This window comes from Pseudoalteromonas sp. XI10 (assembly GCF_001469895.1).
Taxonomy (GTDB): Bacteria; Pseudomonadota; Gammaproteobacteria; order Enterobacterales; family Alteromonadaceae; genus Pseudoalteromonas.
Genome location: NZ_LOPY01000019.1, coordinates 277,941 through 295,150, shown reverse-complemented (window position 1 = coordinate 295,150; position 17,210 = coordinate 277,941). Strand labels below are relative to the sequence as shown.

Below are 17,210 nucleotides of genomic sequence, written 5' to 3'. Positions count from 1 at the left end.
ATGCATTTTACAAAACAAGCCATTGCTGATTTAGAAAACCGCTACCGCGCTCATTTAATTAATAGTTTGTCGGGGTTTAAAAGTGCCAACTTGGTTGGTACTCAAGATAGCAACGGCCAAACTAATTTAGCGATTGTCAGTTCAGTATTTCATCTTGGGGCACATCCCCCTTTAGTGGGTATGATAATTAGGCCTCATTCAGTGCCTCGCCATACCCTAGAGAACTTATTAGCCACCAAGCAGTACACGATTAACCATGTGAACAAAGACATTTATAACAAAGCACATCAAACATCGGCACGCTACGACAAGGACGAGTCTGAATTTGATGCAACAGGGCTCAGTACTGAATACCTAAATGAATTTACAGCGCCTTTTGTAAAAGAAAGTAAGCTTAAATATGCGCTTGAGCTGAGAGAACACCATCACCTTGCCATCAATGGCACTGAGCTGATCATAGGTGAAATAACCGACATTTACTTAGATGAGGCGTGTTTGCAACAAGATGGCTTTGTCGATATTGAAGCCATTGACACAGTCGCAGTGAGCGGGCTTGATAGTTACCATGTAACTGAACGTTTAGCCCGCTTAGCGTATGCTAAAAAATAACCTTTAATTTAAGCACTAGATTATAAATGGCTTAGGCGCATGGGTTAACACCTCAAAGCCAGATTCGGTGACAACTATGTCATCTTCAAGGCGCACACCACCATAGCCTGGTATATAAATGCCAGGCTCAATGGTGATCACATTACCAACTTCAAGGTTGTAGTCAGTCAATGTGTTGATGAATGGCACTTCATGTAAAAACAGCCCTAAACCATGGCCAAGCCCTTTACCGGCGTATTCGCCAAAGCCCGCCTTAGCAATCACCTTGTTTGATATAGCATTTAAATCTAAACAATTAATACCCGGTTTAACCATTTCAAGTGCCGCATTTTGTGCATCAAGAACAGTATTATAAATACGGGTTTGTTTTTCTGACGCTTCGCCAATGATGTAACTGCGGGTCATATCAGAGCGATAGCCATTTACAACCGCACCAAAATCAAGGGTTACAAAGTCACCTTGCTTTAAAACCTGATCTGACGGGTTACCGTGCGGCAAGGCTGAGCGCTCTGCAAATAGCATGATAGTGGCAAACGACATACCTTCTGAACCTAGCTTTTGCATTCTAAATTCAAGCTCTAAGGCAAGGTCACGCTCAGTCACACCCGGTTTAAAATAAGGTAGCGTTTGTGCTAATGCTTCATCAGCGATGGCCGCAGCAGCTTTAATTTGTGCAACTTCCCAGCTATCTTTAACGCGTCTTAGTTTTTCAATTAAACCGTTTACCGCTGTTAAAGTGTGGCCGGTTAGTTCATCTGCCACACCTTGCCAAATTGCTACCGTGACATAGCTTGCATCAAATGCGACATTGCTGTTTGGGTTAAGGTGTCTATTTATACAATGGCCAAGGGTTTCGTTGTCTCTGTCTCGACAAACAATTTCGAACCCTGTTGTTTCAGCAATTGCGCGTTGATGGTAACGATAATCAGTGATCAACACACACGCGTTTTGAGTAATTAAGGCATAAGCAGCATTACCGCTAAAACCACTTAAGTAACGAATATTTTCATGGCCAAGTACTAACATGGCGCTGTAACCTTGTTGCTCTAGCAAGGCTTTAAATTCAGCTTGTCTTTTTAAGTAATTAACTTGCATTGTCGCTCCTTATTTTTTGCGCATGCTAACAGTTATAACCATAAATACGAATATTATGCGATTAGTCGCAGTGAGTTTGCATCAACTGTTTACTCAAGCCACAATGCACAAAAAACCAAGGAGTACACAATGACAACATATGGTATTGGCACACAAACGTCAGATCAGGCACTTGACTCTTTGTCAGATATGACAACAGATTTAACCCCTATTCAAAATGACGAATTTCATGCGCGTATCGCAAAAGCACAAGCGTATATGCAAGCAAACAATATTGATGCAATTTACTTAAATGCAGGCACTAACCTAGCCTACTTTACGGGTATGCGTTGGTACGCAAGCGAGCGTTTAGTTGGCGCTATTTTACCTGCTAAAGGTGATGTGCAATACATAGCGCCATTTTTTGAAATCGGCAGCTTAAACGATTTTATGGTGATTGATGGCCCAATTCGTGGCTGGCAAGAGCACGAAAACCCTTATCAACTGTGTGTAGATATTCTTACAGAAATGGGCATTAGCAAAAATGGCACCCTTGGTATTGATGAAAGCGCACAGTTTTTTATCTACGACGGTATTAATAAAGCTAACGGCAATTACAATATTGTTAACGCACAGTGCGTAACAGCTCACTGCCGCATGCATAAATCAGCCAGCGAACTTGCTTTAATGCAACGTGCTATGGACATGACTTTAGAAGTACATAAAGCAACGGCAAGTATGCTTTATGAAGGTATCACCACCACTCAGGTTGAAGCCTTTATTAAAAAAGCGCACCAAAAAGTCGGCGCACCGGGTAACTATTTTTGTATTGTGTTATTTGGTGTTGCGTCGTCTTTCCCGCATGGCGTTAAAAACCCGCAAACCCTTAAAAAAGGTGATGTGGTACTGATTGATACTGGCTGTAAAGTACATGATTACCTCTCTGACATTACTCGTACTTATGTATTTGGTGAAGCAACCGATCGTCAACGTATGTTTTGGCAACACGAGAAAAATGCTCAACTTGCTGCTTTTGCGGCCGCAAAAAATGGTGAGCCATGTGGCAAAGTAGATGATGCTGCAAGGCAGTACCTCGCCGAAAATGGCATGGGACCAGAATATCAAACACCAGGCTGTCCACACAGAACCGGCCATGGCATTGGTTTAGATATTCATGAATGGCCATACCTTGTCGGTGGTAACCCTACCCCACTCGCAACAGGTATGTGTTTTAGTAACGAACCTATGTTAGTAATACCGGATGAGTTTGGTATTCGCTTAGAAGATCACTTTTATATGACAGACGAAGGTCCGCGCTGGTTTACCGAGCCTGCTCATAGCATTGATGACCCGTTTGGGTTAGCTAAATAAAATTCAAATAAACTTTATAAGGCCAGTTTTCTGGCCTTTTTTGTATCGAAATTATTACAATTATTAACAGTGTGGACATTTTAGAGACAACCAATCCGCTTTTATCATGTTATGATTTCAAGAATTTAACCTAACATAATTACGGAGAATAAATGGGTTTACGTTTTAAAGTTCCACATACCCTGATACTGCTACTGGGCATGATGGTTGTTGCGCTTATAGCTACCTGGTTAGTACCACAAGGTTTTTTCACTACTACATTAAGTGAATCTGGCCGAGAAATGGTTGTTGCGGGCACCTATCAAACAGTTGCTGAGCGCCATTACTTAACCCCATGGGATTTATTACAAGCCATACCTCGTGCATTTGCTGCTGCTCAAGATGTTATTTTCTTTGTGTTAATTGTTGGCGGCGTATTAGCTGTTGCACGTGCCACAGGCACTGTTGATGCACTCATTGGTAGGCTTTTAGAGCGACATGGTAAAAAGCCGCAGCGATTAATCTTTATGGTGGTGTTTTGCTTTGCCTTGGCATCAAGCAGTATTGGTACCGCCGGTGAATATATTCCTTTTGTTATTATTCTTGTAGCGCTTTGTAAGGCAATGCGCCTAGATGCAATGACTGCCGTAGGTATGATAGTCGCAGGTTATGGTATTGGTTATGGTGTTTCGGCATTTAACCCATTTACTGTTTTAATCGCACAGCAAATTGCAGGTATTCCTGTTTACTCTGGTCTGTGGTTACGTTTAGCTATATTTATTCCATTTGTGCTCATTGGATTTCATCATGTTTGGCAATACACCAAAAAGGTAGCTAACGATCCGTCTAAATCGATGATGATTGGCGTGCCTTGCCCACTGGAAAATCAAACAGCAACAAGTTACCCAGCACTTGCCCTGCGCCATAAACTTATTTTAGGCAGCTTTATTATTACCCTTGCAATTGCAGTATGGGGCATCGCAACGAAGGGCTGGTACTTATACGAGCTAGGCGGTGTTTTTATTGCGTGGGGTGTGGTTGTCGCCATCTTAGGCAAACTATCTGCTGATGAAGCAGCAAACAAATTTATAGAAGGCGTATCTGATCTTGTTACTACCGCAGTGTTAATTGGTGTTGCACGGGGTATCGCACTTATTTTAGAAGACGGCCAAATCCTACATAGCCTTGTACATGGTATGTCGTTACCGCTTTCTTATGTATCAGCTGAAATATCTGCAATTGGCATGTTGGTTATTCAAACCCTGCTTAATACCTTTATTCCTTCTGGTTCAGGGCAGGCTTATGTCACCATGCCACTGATGGCGCCACTAGGTGATTTAGTGGGTGTACCAAGGCAAGTCGCCGTGCTTGCTTATCAATTTGGTGATGGCTTTTCAAATATGATCATTCCTACCAATGCTGTACTGATGGGTATTTTAGGCATGGCTGGTGTGCCTTACGGCCATTGGTTTAGATTCTGTTTACCACTACTAATTAAACTAATGGTCGCAGCATCGGTTGTATTAGTTTTAGCTGTAATGTTTGGCTATGGCTTAGATGTGCAGCCCACCCTAAATTAAGTTAGTTGAGTGAGCTAATTGGCTCCTAAATTAATGATGCACGCTAACACCTTTGTGTTAGCGTGGCTCTGTGCAATACTTGCCACGAAATATTGTCAGATGAAAAAGCTAATCATAAAAATTTCTGTACGAAAGCTTTTAACTCGTCTTTCTCAGCTTCACTAGCAAATGAATTTTCCGGAATGATCAATGCTGACAATTTATCGACAAAGATATACACGTTATCTTTATGATCTTCAATTACCTCTACTGCTTCCCACTTATAGAAGCAATGTCCTAGATTAGTTATTTCAGTTATTCCGTCAGCTTGAAACTCTAAGCTTTTCTTTCCAATCACTAAACCACTATCATTTGGAATTGACAGTCTTTTGAATTTATTAATGTTGTATAGAAAAACAATAAGTAATATTGAAAAAGGAATTGCTGTGATCAGCGCAGATTGCCAATGAAAATCATTAAAACGAATAGACTTTAATTGGAACACAGACATAAAAGTTACAGCCAATACAAACCAGATGATCATATTCTTAAGAAAACTAGAGCTTGCTTTACTTTTTGCATTACACAGCCTACTCACCGCAAATTTGGAGTACTCTAAGTAATCTTGCTTTGTAATGGTTATGTTTTTAATCATGAATTGAAAATGTCCTTATAATAAAGAGTCCATAAATACAAAGTCCCTTGGTACAAAGCAAATAATTAAGGTGTGAACACTCAACAGCCTAACCTGTAGAGTGGATTAACAATATACGTTAAGACTTCTTTAAATAGTTTGTGATGTACGTAGTGAAGTTTCTTGAGCAGAAAACAAAGGTTTTACAGATTTAGCTTCTTCTTGATAACGATTTCTCGTATCCCATAAATCTACAGAGTGCTGGATATTAAGCCAAAACTCGGGTGTATTCCCTAAAGCAGCAGCCAGTTTAATTGCAAGTGGCGCTGTTAAGCTACCGCCATTGATCAAGTTACTAACAGTATTTCTATGCACACCCATAGCTTCAGCTAAAGTTTTTGATGTAATGTCCATAGGCTCTAAAAACTCTAGCTTCAGCATTTCACCTACACTCACAGGACGACGCTTTGTTATACGCATAACTCTTACCTCAATACTTATGAGGGTCTAAATAGGTGTTTTCTGCTACACCATCAACCCACTTAAAAATCAATCGATACTGTTTGTTCACTCGTATTGAACACCAATCTTTCAAGTTACCTTCAAGATGTTCAAACCGGTTACCTGGTGGTACTCTTAAGTCAGATTCAGCCTTTGCTGCATCTAATATTTCTAGCTTACGATATAAAGCATTCTCGATAACCTTAGGGATTAATCGATGCCGCTTATCCTCTTCATAGAATGCTTCGAGCCACTCATCCTTAAAATTTACAGCCATATCCTTGCACTGTCCTATTGTGCATCAATACAGAAATAATAGCGCACAGTAACAATGTGCACAACACATATATTTAAAAAGTACTCTAGGCACTTTTGTCGTGTATAAACTTATTCGTAGAAAACCATTTTGGGATATAAATGAGTTGGTGCTTAAGTTCGGCTCTGTTTCAAAATCAGAAAATAAGCCATACCTTGATTCTGCCCCTAAACGTGTTTAGGCGCATGACTCAAAAGAGCGAACTTCAGCCGTTCGAAATTACTGTTCTATTTCGTCAAAGCATATTGCTTGCATAGTCAGGAAAACGACCCAATCGCTCGTTTTTGTCCTGAGACAAAAGCTAGAATTACTGCATTTTAGTATTAATGGCAATTAGTTAAGAAGTTTGTTACAAATGATTCATTCAGAAAAGCGAGCGACGCAGTGGTAGAAAAACGCGCGATTCGCTCGCTATAAACATGTTATGTTTCAAAGGGAAATTGAGTGAGAAGTTTTTATAAAGTACTAATATTATTAGTGTTTATCATATTCACTCTTACGGGAGTACTTTTTGGCGCAAATGTCGGGGTCAATTATTCTCACATCGTATTGGCAGTTTATTATATCTCATCACCGCTTTTCATTGGCTTACTGACTTATTATTTAATTCGTTCTAAAACATTTAAACCGCGGTTAATGGACTTGGGAATTCTCGCCCTTTCAATGTGTTATAGCTCTGTGATTGGAGGCGGATACATTTATTTAGTAAATAGCATCGGCTTGCATAAACCGGTAGAGGTGTCAGGTCGAATCACAAGCAAAAATCAGTATGATTATCGTAAGCCAACCTTCTATATCACTTTTCTAAACGGATCTTCGGGTGAGCCTTTGGAAATTGAGATCACCAGTGATACATACAATCAACTTGCGGTAGGGGATATTTATACTGAAACTATGTATTTAGGTTCGTTAGGATTGCTGTATCGGCAAAAAACATAACAATCGCATTAACCACTCGCTGCGCTCGCTGGGGACAAAAATACGTAGGCTCCCTGCGCTTCGCTTGGTATTGTAGCCTACGTATTTTTGCCCGTTATTCGGGCGTTAGGTTACTAATGAGTACAGATATAGAACCGATGTATATTGATTGCGGTAAGCATGGAAAGCGGGTGGCTGCCGTACTATGTGGTCATCTTGTCAAACCTGAGGGAGAGCCTCTCGGTTTCATTGAAAATTCAAGCGTTCCAAATGATCTTCAAGCTTGGTGTTATCAATGTGAGGTTGTTTTAGAGGAAGAGGACGGCATGACAGAAAGATTCAGAGAGTTTAATCAAATGTCAGTCGTATGTGTTAACTGTTACGAACAAGCAGCACAGTATCACAATGTAGATTGAGGTTCGTAACCTAACAAGCTGTTTAAAATGGACGCCTTACTGCTTGGCTGGCGCTCATTCTTCGCTAATTTTAGCCAAGCATAATCCGCCCATTAACAGGGCGTTAGGTGCTTTAGTGAAGGAGCGTTAAATTGAAGCGTAGTGTTCAGTTTAAAATGTATTTGATTTTGTTATTTTTATGCGTCATAGGCTATCAATTCCAATATACAAGCGTTGATAATTTCTTTGTTAACCCGTTTTACATCGGTAGCATAGTTCTCGGTATTCTATTAGTCATTAAAGCTTTAGGTTATACCTGCCAAAGGTGTTTTAGAAATCAAGTAGTACAAGGCTTTTACAAATATCGTCTACCATCTTCAAATTGTTATAACTGTGGTCATGATATTGATCAAAATCGCACCTAACAATGCCGTTTACGGCAAGAGTTCACCATCCGTTTCTGGCACAAAGCACGCATCCGCTCTAACTCATTTCTGTCCAAAAATGAGTTAAAACCTAGTGCTTTAACTCACTGAAAAGAAAAGTTTGATGCTAACCACGTGTCTTACACTATTTAGACGGCTTTAAACTTTACGTTCTGTAAAGCACTTTGATTACGTGCCAACCAAAGCGCGTTTTAACTAGATGTGGTTCTAAGATTTCGCCGCTGAATGCTACTTTGTCAAACTGTGGAACCATTTGACCACGTCTGAACTCGCCTAAGTCGCCGCCTTTTTTACCCGACGGACAGGTTGAATATTTTTTAGCTAGCGTCTGAAACTTAGCACCTTTTTTAAGTTGCTTGATAATGTCTTCAGCTTGTTCTTTGTGCTTAACAAGGATGTGCAGTGCGTGCGCTGTATTTGCCATGGAAAATCTCGAAAATTAAAACGCGCGTATTTTATCACGGCAATCAACACTGAGCCACTGCGGCTATTTATGTTTACTTGTTGCCTGCAAAAACCCTGTCACCAAACAAAATTGTGCAATGTAATACGTTATCATTATTGCGATATCTGCATGCACTAACTCTAAATAAAAGCGGTTAAGGCCAAGAATAGAGTCTGATATTACAAACACTGCCCCACCTAACACTAAAAAACCGTTCGATTTATCAGTCATCCAAGTAAGGCTTGCCATTATGGTGAGCACCAACATATAGAAAAGCACAGGGATGAGCATGTCATTTAAGTTTGGATAGAATAAGCAAAAAACGATGATAGCCAAAAATAGATAAAGAAATACAACGTCTAGTCGCCAGTTTTTAATTGGCAACATGGTAATGATATAAAAAGCGTGGCTAACAAAAAATGCCGCTAAACCGCCTATAAACAGTTGCCCCGTATCAAGGGCTAGCAACACATCACCTAGTGCTGAAAAACTAAGAGCTAATAATAAAGTGATAAAAGTGCGATTTTGTAACTGACTGCGTGCTTTTAACACCATCACAATCAATAGGCCAATTGGTATTGTTTTAAATAGCGCCAAAAAAGGCTGAGGAAATGCTGGTTGTAATAGCAGTAAAGCAATGTAGACCGAACTAAAGATTAGAAAGAGTATGTTCATATTCTTATTATTGTTGTTGTTTGTTCCCAATAACGAGAATAGCAAGCTTTACTCTAAATGTTTATAAAAAGTGCTGCTTTTGTTCTTCGGTCAGTAACTTACACTGTGTTTGCTTGCCAAAAAACCGATAACGATTACGACCAACCCAATCATACATACGATCGCGAAAACCTTTTGGCAGTAGCTTAAACACCTTAGCTACAGAAAAAGGAAAACCTAATTGTGTTGCGATAAATAACACAGCGTCACTTTGTTTATATAGCTGGTTTTTATCAATTACTAACATGGAGGAAAGTGGATCTTTAACTTTGTAAGCCTTTAATAAACGCTCACCTTTATCGCTTTGCATTGGGCATAACTTAAAGGTTATTTGCTTATCAAAGCGAAGAATGAACTGCACACAAAAATGGCACAGATTGCACTGACCATCAAACAGTATGATTGGGCAGTGAGTTTGCAAGATTAACCGCTTACCTGCACAACTTGTTTTCCGGTAAAACCACCAGCAAGTTGTTTATTTAAAGCAGCTGAAACAGCCTCTGCGGTAAAATCAACGGCATGAATTTGTGGCAGTTTGATCTCGCCACGGGCTGCATTATCGAGTAATAAGTTACCCATAAAGCTCAGCTTTTGCTGCGCACATAAGCTATTTGCAAGCCACGCTCCGCCTAACGATACAATGCCAATATTTGGTGCGCGTCTAAACATCAGTTCTTGTTCAAATTTAGGTAATTCATTTAAACAAGCAATACGGCCACAAAAGCGCATTAGCTCAACGTTACGAATAGTGGTATCGCCACCAATACAATCAAGCACTGCATCAAAGCCTTGCGGACCTAATTCACGGCGAATTTTATCTTCAAGTTTTGGGTCTTTGTAATCAAATACAACATCAGCACCTAATTGCTTAAGTAATTTATGATTATGTTTGCTGGCAGTGGTAAACACGGTTGCACCACGTTGCTTAGCAAATTGAATAGCGAATTGGCCAACGCCGCCTGCACCTGCATCAATAAACAGTGAATCCCCTTCGCTTAGCTGCAACTTATCAAGAGCAATTAATGCCGTCATACCTGAACAAGGTAAGGTTGCAGCGTCTGCCGGTGATACGTTATCTGGCACAACCGATACCGCATAGTTTGGTACCGTTGTGTATTCAGATAACACGCCTTGGTCACCAAGGCTGGCGTGCCATACGACACGAGCACCCACACCTGGGAATACACCTTTATTTGCTTGAACAACCACCCCAACAGCATCATGGCCTAATACATGGGGGTAATGCCATTTGCAAAAACCTTGTTTTGCAAAGTTGGCATCACCATGATTTAAGCCCACATATTCAACTTTAATCAAGAGCTCATTGCCTTCAGGGCTCGGTACTGGCACAGACAGCTCAGATAACGCAATCGCGTCATTTGGCTCAAGCAGTGCAAGCGCGCGCATTGTTGACGGAAGATCTGTAGTTTGTTGAATATGTGACATTGAATACTCTGGGTTAAAGGTTGTTTAGTTCAAAGCTCCAACGACCATTAAACGCTTGATAAGCACTTACTTTGGCCTGTAATGAAGCAATTGTTGAATCAACAGCGTTCTCTTGCGCTATTAAAACATCCTGTCTCGCATCTAACAACTCTAAGTAAGGAATTTGTCCTTCTTGATACATTGCTTGAGCTTGACCAAATGCTTTATTCGCATAATTAAAACGCTGATCAGCATAACTTAACTGTTGCTGCTGTTTGACTAGTCTTTGTAAAGTAAGTTCACTATCGCTAATGGCTTTTAATACTTTACTTTGATAGTCACTGTAAGCGGCTTCACTTAAAAACTGCTGTGCATCACGCTGAGCTAATAATGCAGGATAGCTGAGCAATGACCATTCAACTTTTGGTGTTACTTGCCATTGTTGCACAGTATCTTCTAAGTCATTACTGGTTAAGCTCACCACACCTGCAAACCCTGCCAAACTAATATCTGGCAGAAGTGCTTTTGAGGCGGCAACACTTAGCGAATAAGCCTGACTAAACTGATACAAAGCACTGGTGATATCTGGTCTGAGTGCCATTGCTTCACTGGCTTTATTAAACGACACGCTAAATTCGTGGCTTAATAACTCAGGCTCTTCTATCAAGGTTATGTCGCTTGCAAGTCGACCAGTTAGTACCGCAAGGGTTGCGAGGTCACGATATTGCAAATAACTAAGCTCAGGAATAAGCGCTTGTTGCTGCTTTAACTGCGCAAGAGTACGGTTAAGATCAAGCTCATTCGCAACCCCCTCTTCTACTCGCGCTTTGAGCACATCAATACTTTGCTCAAGCGCCTCGATTTGCATCTCAATGATAGCTTGCTTTTGCACATTACCTTGATAGCTCACATAGCCTTGCACTACGGCTGAAACCACTTCAACCTGTAATGCTCTTAGCTGCTCTGCTTGGTTTAATGCACCCGCATTAGCTGCATCCACCAGCGCTGTAATACGACCAAACAAATCAAGCTGCCAATTAACATTAACACCAGCGTTTGATTGGCGCGTAATTGCGCCATCTAAGCTGCTGCGCTCTGCGCCTACGCTTAGGCTGCCCTGCGGATAATAATCCGCGCGGGCTGCACCTAAACGGGCAATGGCTGCATCAAGTTGAAGTTGACTGGTTTTTAGGTCGTGATTCATTGCTAATGCATCAGTCACCAAGTTGTTTAACTGCGCTGAATCTAAACGGCGCCACCAATTATTTTCGCTCGCACCTTCGTTTTGTTCACCAATTTGTGTATCGCTAACAAATTGTGTCAGGCTCACTTGCTGCTCTTGCATATCGACGCTTTGTGCGCAGCCTGTCAGTGCTCCGGCTAACAGCATTGCACTAACTAGTTTGCCATGTTTAAAGATTGCATGAAGAGGCTTATGCATCATGTTGCTCCTTCTGCGATTTTTTAGTTACTAACATATAAAATACCGGGGTGAACAATAAGCCAAACACGGTTACACCAATCATGCCCGAGAACACTGCGTTACCCATGGCATGACGCATCTCTGCACCAGCACCTGTTGCTAAAACAAGGGGTACAACGCCTGCCGTAAAGGCAATTGACGTCATTAATATTGGGCGAAGTCGTAAGCGACACGCTTTAATAATGGCTTCAAGATGAGACAGCCCCGTTTTATGCTGATCTCGTGCAAACTCAACCATCAAGATTGCATTTTTACTTGCCAGTGCAACCAGTACGATTAATGCGATTTGCGTGAAGATGTTGTTGTCATCACCAACAAGCCACACACCTAACAAGGCAGAGAAAATCGTCATAGGCACAATCAAAATAATAGCCAGTGGTAATCTTAAGCTCTCGTATTGCGCAGCAAGTACCATGAACACAAGCAATACAACCAGTGGGAAAACATACACCATGGTATTACCTGCTAATATTTGCTGATACGTTACTTCTGTCCATTCAAACTCGATACCATTTGGTAATGTATCGGCAAGGATTGCTTCAATCGCATGCTGTGCTTGGTCTGAGCTATAACCTGGCGCTGGGCTACCATTTAGTTCAGCTGTTGGATAACCGTTATAGTGCATTACACGATCTGGGCCTGTTGTTGGCGTGACCGTTAATACAGAGCCTAATGGCACCATCTCACCCATACGGTTACGTACTTTAAGATTCAATATTTGATCTGGATCTTGGCGGTAATCGGCATCAGCTTGCGCATTGACCTGATAAGTACGACCAAACAAATTAAAGTCATTCACGTACACAGAACCTAAGTACACTTGTAAGGCATTAAATACTTCATCGAGTGGAATACCTTGAATAAGCGCTTGCTCGCGGTCAATGTCGATATCCATTTGTGGTACTTGAATTCTAAAGGTTGAGTAAAGGCCCATTAGCGCAGGATCTTGCTGTGCTTTAGCAATGGTTGCTTGCAAGCTATTAAAGAGTGCCTCAAAGCCTTTGTTAGCACGGTCTTCAATTTGTAGTTTAAAGCCACCTGTTGTCCCTAAACCTTGAATTGGCGGTGGCGGGAATACCGCAACAAACGCTTCATCAATAGTCGCAAACTTTTGATTTAATTGAGCCGCAATTGCCATTGCTGACATACTCGGATCTTGGCGCTCTTCAAAAGGTGCAAGTGGAGTAAACATAATGCCGCTATTAGGGCTATTAGTGAAACCATTCACAGATAAACCAGGAAACGATACTGTGTTTGCAACACCCGGTACTTGTAATGCAATTTGTTCCATTTCTTGCACGACTTCTTGAGTTCTATCTAAGCTTGCCGCATCGGGTAACTGTGCAACAGCCACTAAATATTGTTTATCTTGCTGTGGAATAAAGCCACCTGGTACAGCATCGAACAATTTAACTGTGCCACCAACAAGTGCAACATAAGCGACTAATACAATTACACTCATACGAATTAGCTTTTGTACCAGCTTTTCGTAGCCATTTGCGCCTTTATCAAACAAGCGGTTAAAAGGTTTAAATAACCAGTTACCGAATACACGGTTTAATAACTTAGTTAAACGGTCTGGTTTTGCATCATGACCTTTTAATAATAGCGCCGATAACGCAGGCGATAGTGTTAACGAGTTAAACGCTGAGATAACCGTTGAAATAGTAATAGTTAAAGCAAATTGCTTATAAAATTGACCAGATAACCCCGTAATGAAAGCCGTAGGAATAAATACCGCACACAGTACGAGTGCAATGGCAATAATTGGCCCTGTTACTTCGGTCATCGCGACACGGGTTGCTTCAAGTGGTGATAAGCCTTGCTCGATATTACGTTCAACGTTTTCAACCACCACGATGGCATCATCAACAACAATACCAATGGCAAGAACCAAGCCGAATAGCGATAATGTATTAATCGACACACCAAGCCATTGCATTACCGCAAACGTACCAATTAATGATACCGGTACCGCAATCAATGGGATAACCGATGCACGCCATGTTTGTAAGAACACCACAACAACAATAACCACTAACGCGATTGCCTCTAGTAGCGTTTTAATAACAGCATCAATTGAGCCGCGTACGAATACAGTTGGGTCATAAACAATGTCGTATTCAACACCTGCCGGAAAGTCTTTTGATAATACTTTCATGGTTTCACGCACTTGATCAGAAAGCTCTATCGCATTAGAACCTGGGCGTTGGAAAACAGGCATAGCAAGTGCTGGTTGACCATCTAACATCGCTCTTAGTGCATAAGTGTCTTGGCCTAATTCAAGGCGTGCAACATCACTTAAACGTGTAAGCTGACCTTGCTCACCTACTTTGATGATCACATTTTCAAATTCTTCTTGTGAGCTTAAGCGCCCTTTTACATTCATTAGAATTTGAAATTGATTACTTTTCGAAGTTGGTTGTGCACCTAAACTACCTGCAGCAACTTGTTGGTTCTGCGCGCGTAATGCATTTACGACGTCCATGGCTGTTAAGTCACGTGCCGATAACGCATCAGGGTTAAGCCAAACACGCATTGAGTACTGGCCACCACCAAACAAACGTACATCACCCACACCGCCTAAACGCGCTATTTGGTCTTTGATATACAAATCAGCATAGTTCGCTAAGTAGGTCGTATCATGCGTTTTTTCAGGCGAATACAAATGCACCACCATGGTTAAATCTGGTGATGATTTTTCAGCTACAACACCTAAACGCTGAACTTCTTGCGGTAAGCGAGGAAGCGCACTGTTAACACGGTTTTGCACTTGTACTTGCGCACGGTCTAAATCAGTCCCTAATGCAAAGGTAACTGTTAAAGTCATACGGCCATCACTGGTCGCTTGAGAAAACATATACAACATGTTTTCTGTACCATTGATTTCTTGCTCAAGCGGCGTCGCTACCGTTTCAGCAATCACTGTTGGGTTTGCACCCGGGTAACTTGCCGTCACAACAACAGTTGGCGGTACAACCTCTGGGTACTCACTCACTGGCAATTGAAATAACGAAATTGCCCCTGCGATGAGAAATATAAGCGACAGCATCGCTGCAAAGATGGGTCGCTGGATAAAAAAGTGTGAAAATTTCATTTTGACCTACTGTTTAGCAACCAAATCTGAGTGATTATTTGAAAGAGTGAATGCAATTCCATCGCTATTAATAGTGACTGTGTTTGGTGAAATTGGCATACCAGGACCAACACGCGCCGGGCCATTCACAGCAATCACATCATTTTCATTTAGACCTGACGTAATCGCTCGTAAGCTGCCGTAACGCTCACCCACAGTCACTAATTTATATTCAAGAACATTGCCTTCACCTACGGTAAGTACAAAGCGATTCTTTAAATCAGTACCAATTGAACGTTCTGGCACGATGACTTTTTCGCTCACTTTATTGGCAGCAAGCTTGATACGAGCAAATGAACCTGCACGTAATTGTTGTTCATCGTTTTCAAACACTGCACGTACACGAAGAGTGCCGGTAGTTTCGTTGATTTGGTTATCAATGAAGTTGATTTTGCCATTGTAGTTAAAGCTGGTTTGACCCAGTTTTTGCATCACAACCGCTTGTTCACTTTGCGCTGTGACATCAGCAAATGACCGATTCCACGTGCGCTCATCAATATCAAAATAAGCATACATTTGCTGGTTTGAAACAATGCTTGTTAATACGCTTTGACCTGCAAGAACATTGTTACCTTTGGTGATGTTAGCGCGAGATACAATGCCATCAATTGGCGAGCGCACTTGCGTAAATGCTAAATCAAGCTCTGCGGCAGTAAGCTCAGCCTGTAGAGCTAACAATTGCGCTTCGCGTTGTCTTAGTGTTGATTTACGAGACTCAGCTTGCTCCGTTGAAATCGCTTTTCGCTCAGTTAAGCGTTCTGCGCGTTTTGCTTCACTTTTAGCTTGCTCAAGTGCCGCCTTAGCACTTTCGATTTGCGCTTTTAAGCTATCGACTACGGCTGCAAAAGGACGAGCATCAAGGGTGAAAAGCAAATCACCTTCTTTAACGCTGTCACCTTCTTTAAAGTTAATTTTATCGATAACACCCGAAACACGCGGCATAAGCGCAACTTCTTGTGGTGCTTCTAAACGCGTTGTATATGTGTGCCAATTTTGCACTGGTTTAACAAGTACTTTTGCTACATCAATAGGTTGTAAATGTTGCTGCTGCGCTGCTTGATTTGCTTCTGTGCCACACCCTGCAAGGGTTAAGCTCGCAATGGTCACTGCCACTGCAAGAATAGATTTGTTCATCACGACTCTCCTGTTAATAGATTGGAGACAATGTTACGGAACTAATTAGCGGATAAAAATGATAGATTTTTAAATTCATTAATGCCAGAATGGCACCAATAAAGTTTGAGGAACTGCTATGGATACCACCAGCCGCTTATTAATGTTGCTTGAAGTGATTGAACGAGGCTCATTTGCAAAGGCTGCAGAGTCTAGAAATATAGACCGCTCAGTCATTTCAAAACAAATTAGCCGTCTTGAAGATGAATTAGGGGTGCGTTTACTTAATCGTACTACGCGATCTTTTTCGTTGACTGCCGCAGGCGCTGAAATGGTAAAAAAAGCAGCTGAACTGAGAGATTTGTTATCAGATACCGTAAGACTTGCAGAGAATTACCACCAAGAACCCCGTGGTACGTTAAAAATTACCTCATCAAGTATTATCGGTAAGCGTTATATTCAGCCGGTAATTAACGACTTTCAAAAACGTTTTCCGCAAGTTGAAGTAGAGCTTCGTTTAGACGACAGGCTGATTGATTTAGTATCAGAAGGCTATGATTTGGCGTTTCGTGTTGGCGAACCAAAAGACTCATCATTCATTGCTCGTAAAATTGCCCGCAACCGCATGTTGCTGTTGGCTTCACCTGAGTTTATTGAAACATACGGTATGCCCAAACATGTTGAAGACTTAAAAGAGCTACCTGCAGCTAGCTATTCAAGCCCAAGTAAACGCATTGGCGGTATTCGTTATCGTAATGCCGATGGCGATATTATTGAACAAAATATCAAAAGCGTCTTTCGTGCGAACGATGCCGAAGTACTTTTGATGAAGGCAATTTCAGGCAATGCTTATGTTTTAGCACCGGCCTTTATTCTTGATGACGAAGTAAAACGTGGCGATCTCGTGCCAATTTTAACCGATATGGAATTACTCGATTACAGCGCGGTGTATGCGGTTTACCCACACAGAGACTTACCAGTAAGAACACGTTTATTCTTTGATGCTATGCGTGAATACATAGGCAAAGATATTCCAGTATGGGAAGCAAACATTCCTGACTTTGATACTATGTACAAAGGTTAAGTTTAAAA

The 17,210-nt window shown here is 41.4% G+C and carries 17 protein-coding genes; 6 read left to right on the top strand and 11 right to left on the bottom strand.

Annotated features, from left to right (window positions below):
- Positions 1-609 (top strand): flavin reductase family protein, encoded by a 609-nt coding sequence (locus tag AUR67_RS04480; RefSeq protein WP_058584284.1) that lies wholly within the window; start codon positions 1-3, stop codon positions 607-609.
- Positions 610-624: 15 nt separating this feature from the next.
- On the opposite strand, the gene AUR67_RS04475 is transcribed toward AUR67_RS04480, so the two are convergent.
- A complete protein-coding gene (locus AUR67_RS04475; RefSeq protein ID WP_058584283.1) occupies positions 625-1,704 on the bottom strand; it encodes a M24 family metallopeptidase in 1,080 nt (359 codons plus the stop codon).
- A 129-nt stretch (positions 1,705-1,833) separates the two neighbouring features.
- Between AUR67_RS04475 and AUR67_RS04470 the strand changes: the two genes are divergently transcribed.
- The gene (locus AUR67_RS04470) at positions 1,834-3,054 is read left to right on the top strand and encodes a M24 family metallopeptidase (protein ID WP_058584397.1); all 1,221 of its coding nucleotides are present in this window, start codon (positions 1,834-1,836) and stop codon (positions 3,052-3,054) included.
- Between the two features lie 152 nt (positions 3,055-3,206).
- Positions 3,207-4,613: a YfcC family protein gene (locus AUR67_RS04465; protein WP_054564089.1), complete on the top strand. Its 1,407-nt coding sequence runs from the start codon at positions 3,207-3,209 to the stop codon at positions 4,611-4,613.
- 112 nt (positions 4,614-4,725) lie between these two features.
- On the opposite strand, the gene AUR67_RS04460 is transcribed toward AUR67_RS04465, so the two are convergent.
- From AUR67_RS04460 to AUR67_RS04450, 3 genes are all read right to left on the bottom strand, one after another.
- Positions 4,726-5,247, bottom strand: coding sequence for a YcxB family protein (locus tag AUR67_RS04460; protein WP_058584282.1), 522 nt, complete (start codon positions 5,245-5,247; stop codon positions 4,726-4,728).
- Between the two features lie 129 nt (positions 5,248-5,376).
- Positions 5,377-5,706: a HigA family addiction module antitoxin gene (locus tag AUR67_RS04455; RefSeq protein WP_058584281.1), complete on the bottom strand. Its 330-nt coding sequence runs from the start codon at positions 5,704-5,706 to the stop codon at positions 5,377-5,379.
- Between the two features lie 10 nt (positions 5,707-5,716).
- A complete protein-coding gene (locus tag AUR67_RS04450) occupies positions 5,717-6,004 on the bottom strand; it encodes a type II toxin-antitoxin system RelE/ParE family toxin (RefSeq protein ID WP_058584280.1) in 288 nt (95 codons plus the stop codon).
- A 483-nt stretch (positions 6,005-6,487) separates the two neighbouring features.
- Here AUR67_RS04450 and AUR67_RS04445 point away from each other — a divergent pair, with 483 nt between their 5' ends.
- Positions 6,488-6,982: a hypothetical protein gene (locus AUR67_RS04445; RefSeq protein ID WP_058584279.1), complete on the top strand. Its 495-nt coding sequence runs from the start codon at positions 6,488-6,490 to the stop codon at positions 6,980-6,982.
- A gap of 116 nt (positions 6,983-7,098) precedes the next feature.
- On the top strand, positions 7,099-7,377 hold the full coding sequence (locus AUR67_RS04440) for a hypothetical protein (RefSeq protein WP_058584278.1): 279 nt from the start codon (positions 7,099-7,101) through the stop codon (positions 7,375-7,377).
- A gap of 570 nt (positions 7,378-7,947) precedes the next feature.
- Here the strand turns inward: AUR67_RS04440 and ppiC are convergent.
- The 7 genes from ppiC to AUR67_RS04405 all read right to left on the bottom strand — a co-directional run bounded on the left by ppiC (position 7,948) and on the right by AUR67_RS04405 (position 16,139).
- Positions 7,948-8,226, bottom strand: coding sequence for a peptidylprolyl isomerase PpiC (gene ppiC / locus AUR67_RS04435; protein ID WP_054552145.1), 279 nt, complete (start codon positions 8,224-8,226; stop codon positions 7,948-7,950).
- Positions 8,227-8,289: 63 nt separating this feature from the next.
- A complete protein-coding gene (locus AUR67_RS04430; RefSeq protein WP_058584277.1) occupies positions 8,290-8,922 on the bottom strand; it encodes a lysoplasmalogenase in 633 nt (210 codons plus the stop codon).
- A 61-nt stretch (positions 8,923-8,983) separates the two neighbouring features.
- The gene (locus AUR67_RS04425) at positions 8,984-9,382 is read right to left on the bottom strand and encodes a thiol-disulfide oxidoreductase DCC family protein (RefSeq protein WP_268801417.1); all 399 of its coding nucleotides are present in this window, start codon (positions 9,380-9,382) and stop codon (positions 8,984-8,986) included.
- A gap of 2 nt (positions 9,383-9,384) precedes the next feature.
- Positions 9,385-10,407, bottom strand: coding sequence for a zinc-binding dehydrogenase (locus AUR67_RS04420; RefSeq protein WP_058584276.1), 1,023 nt, complete (start codon positions 10,405-10,407; stop codon positions 9,385-9,387).
- A gap of 13 nt (positions 10,408-10,420) precedes the next feature.
- Entirely contained in the window at positions 10,421-11,827 is a 1,407-nt protein-coding gene (locus tag AUR67_RS04415; protein ID WP_058584395.1) for a TolC family protein, read from the bottom strand.
- Positions 11,820-14,966, bottom strand: coding sequence for an efflux RND transporter permease subunit (locus tag AUR67_RS04410; protein ID WP_058584275.1), 3,147 nt, complete (start codon positions 14,964-14,966; stop codon positions 11,820-11,822). The genes AUR67_RS04415 and AUR67_RS04410 overlap by 8 nt, the downstream gene beginning before the upstream one ends.
- Positions 14,967-14,972: 6 nt before the next feature.
- A complete protein-coding gene (locus AUR67_RS04405) occupies positions 14,973-16,139 on the bottom strand; it encodes an efflux RND transporter periplasmic adaptor subunit (protein ID WP_058584274.1) in 1,167 nt (388 codons plus the stop codon).
- A 118-nt stretch (positions 16,140-16,257) separates the two neighbouring features.
- Here AUR67_RS04405 and AUR67_RS04400 point away from each other — a divergent pair, with 118 nt between their 5' ends.
- Positions 16,258-17,202, top strand: coding sequence for a LysR family transcriptional regulator (locus AUR67_RS04400; RefSeq protein WP_055199166.1), 945 nt, complete (start codon positions 16,258-16,260; stop codon positions 17,200-17,202).
- The last annotated feature ends 8 nt before the right edge of the window (positions 17,203-17,210 follow it).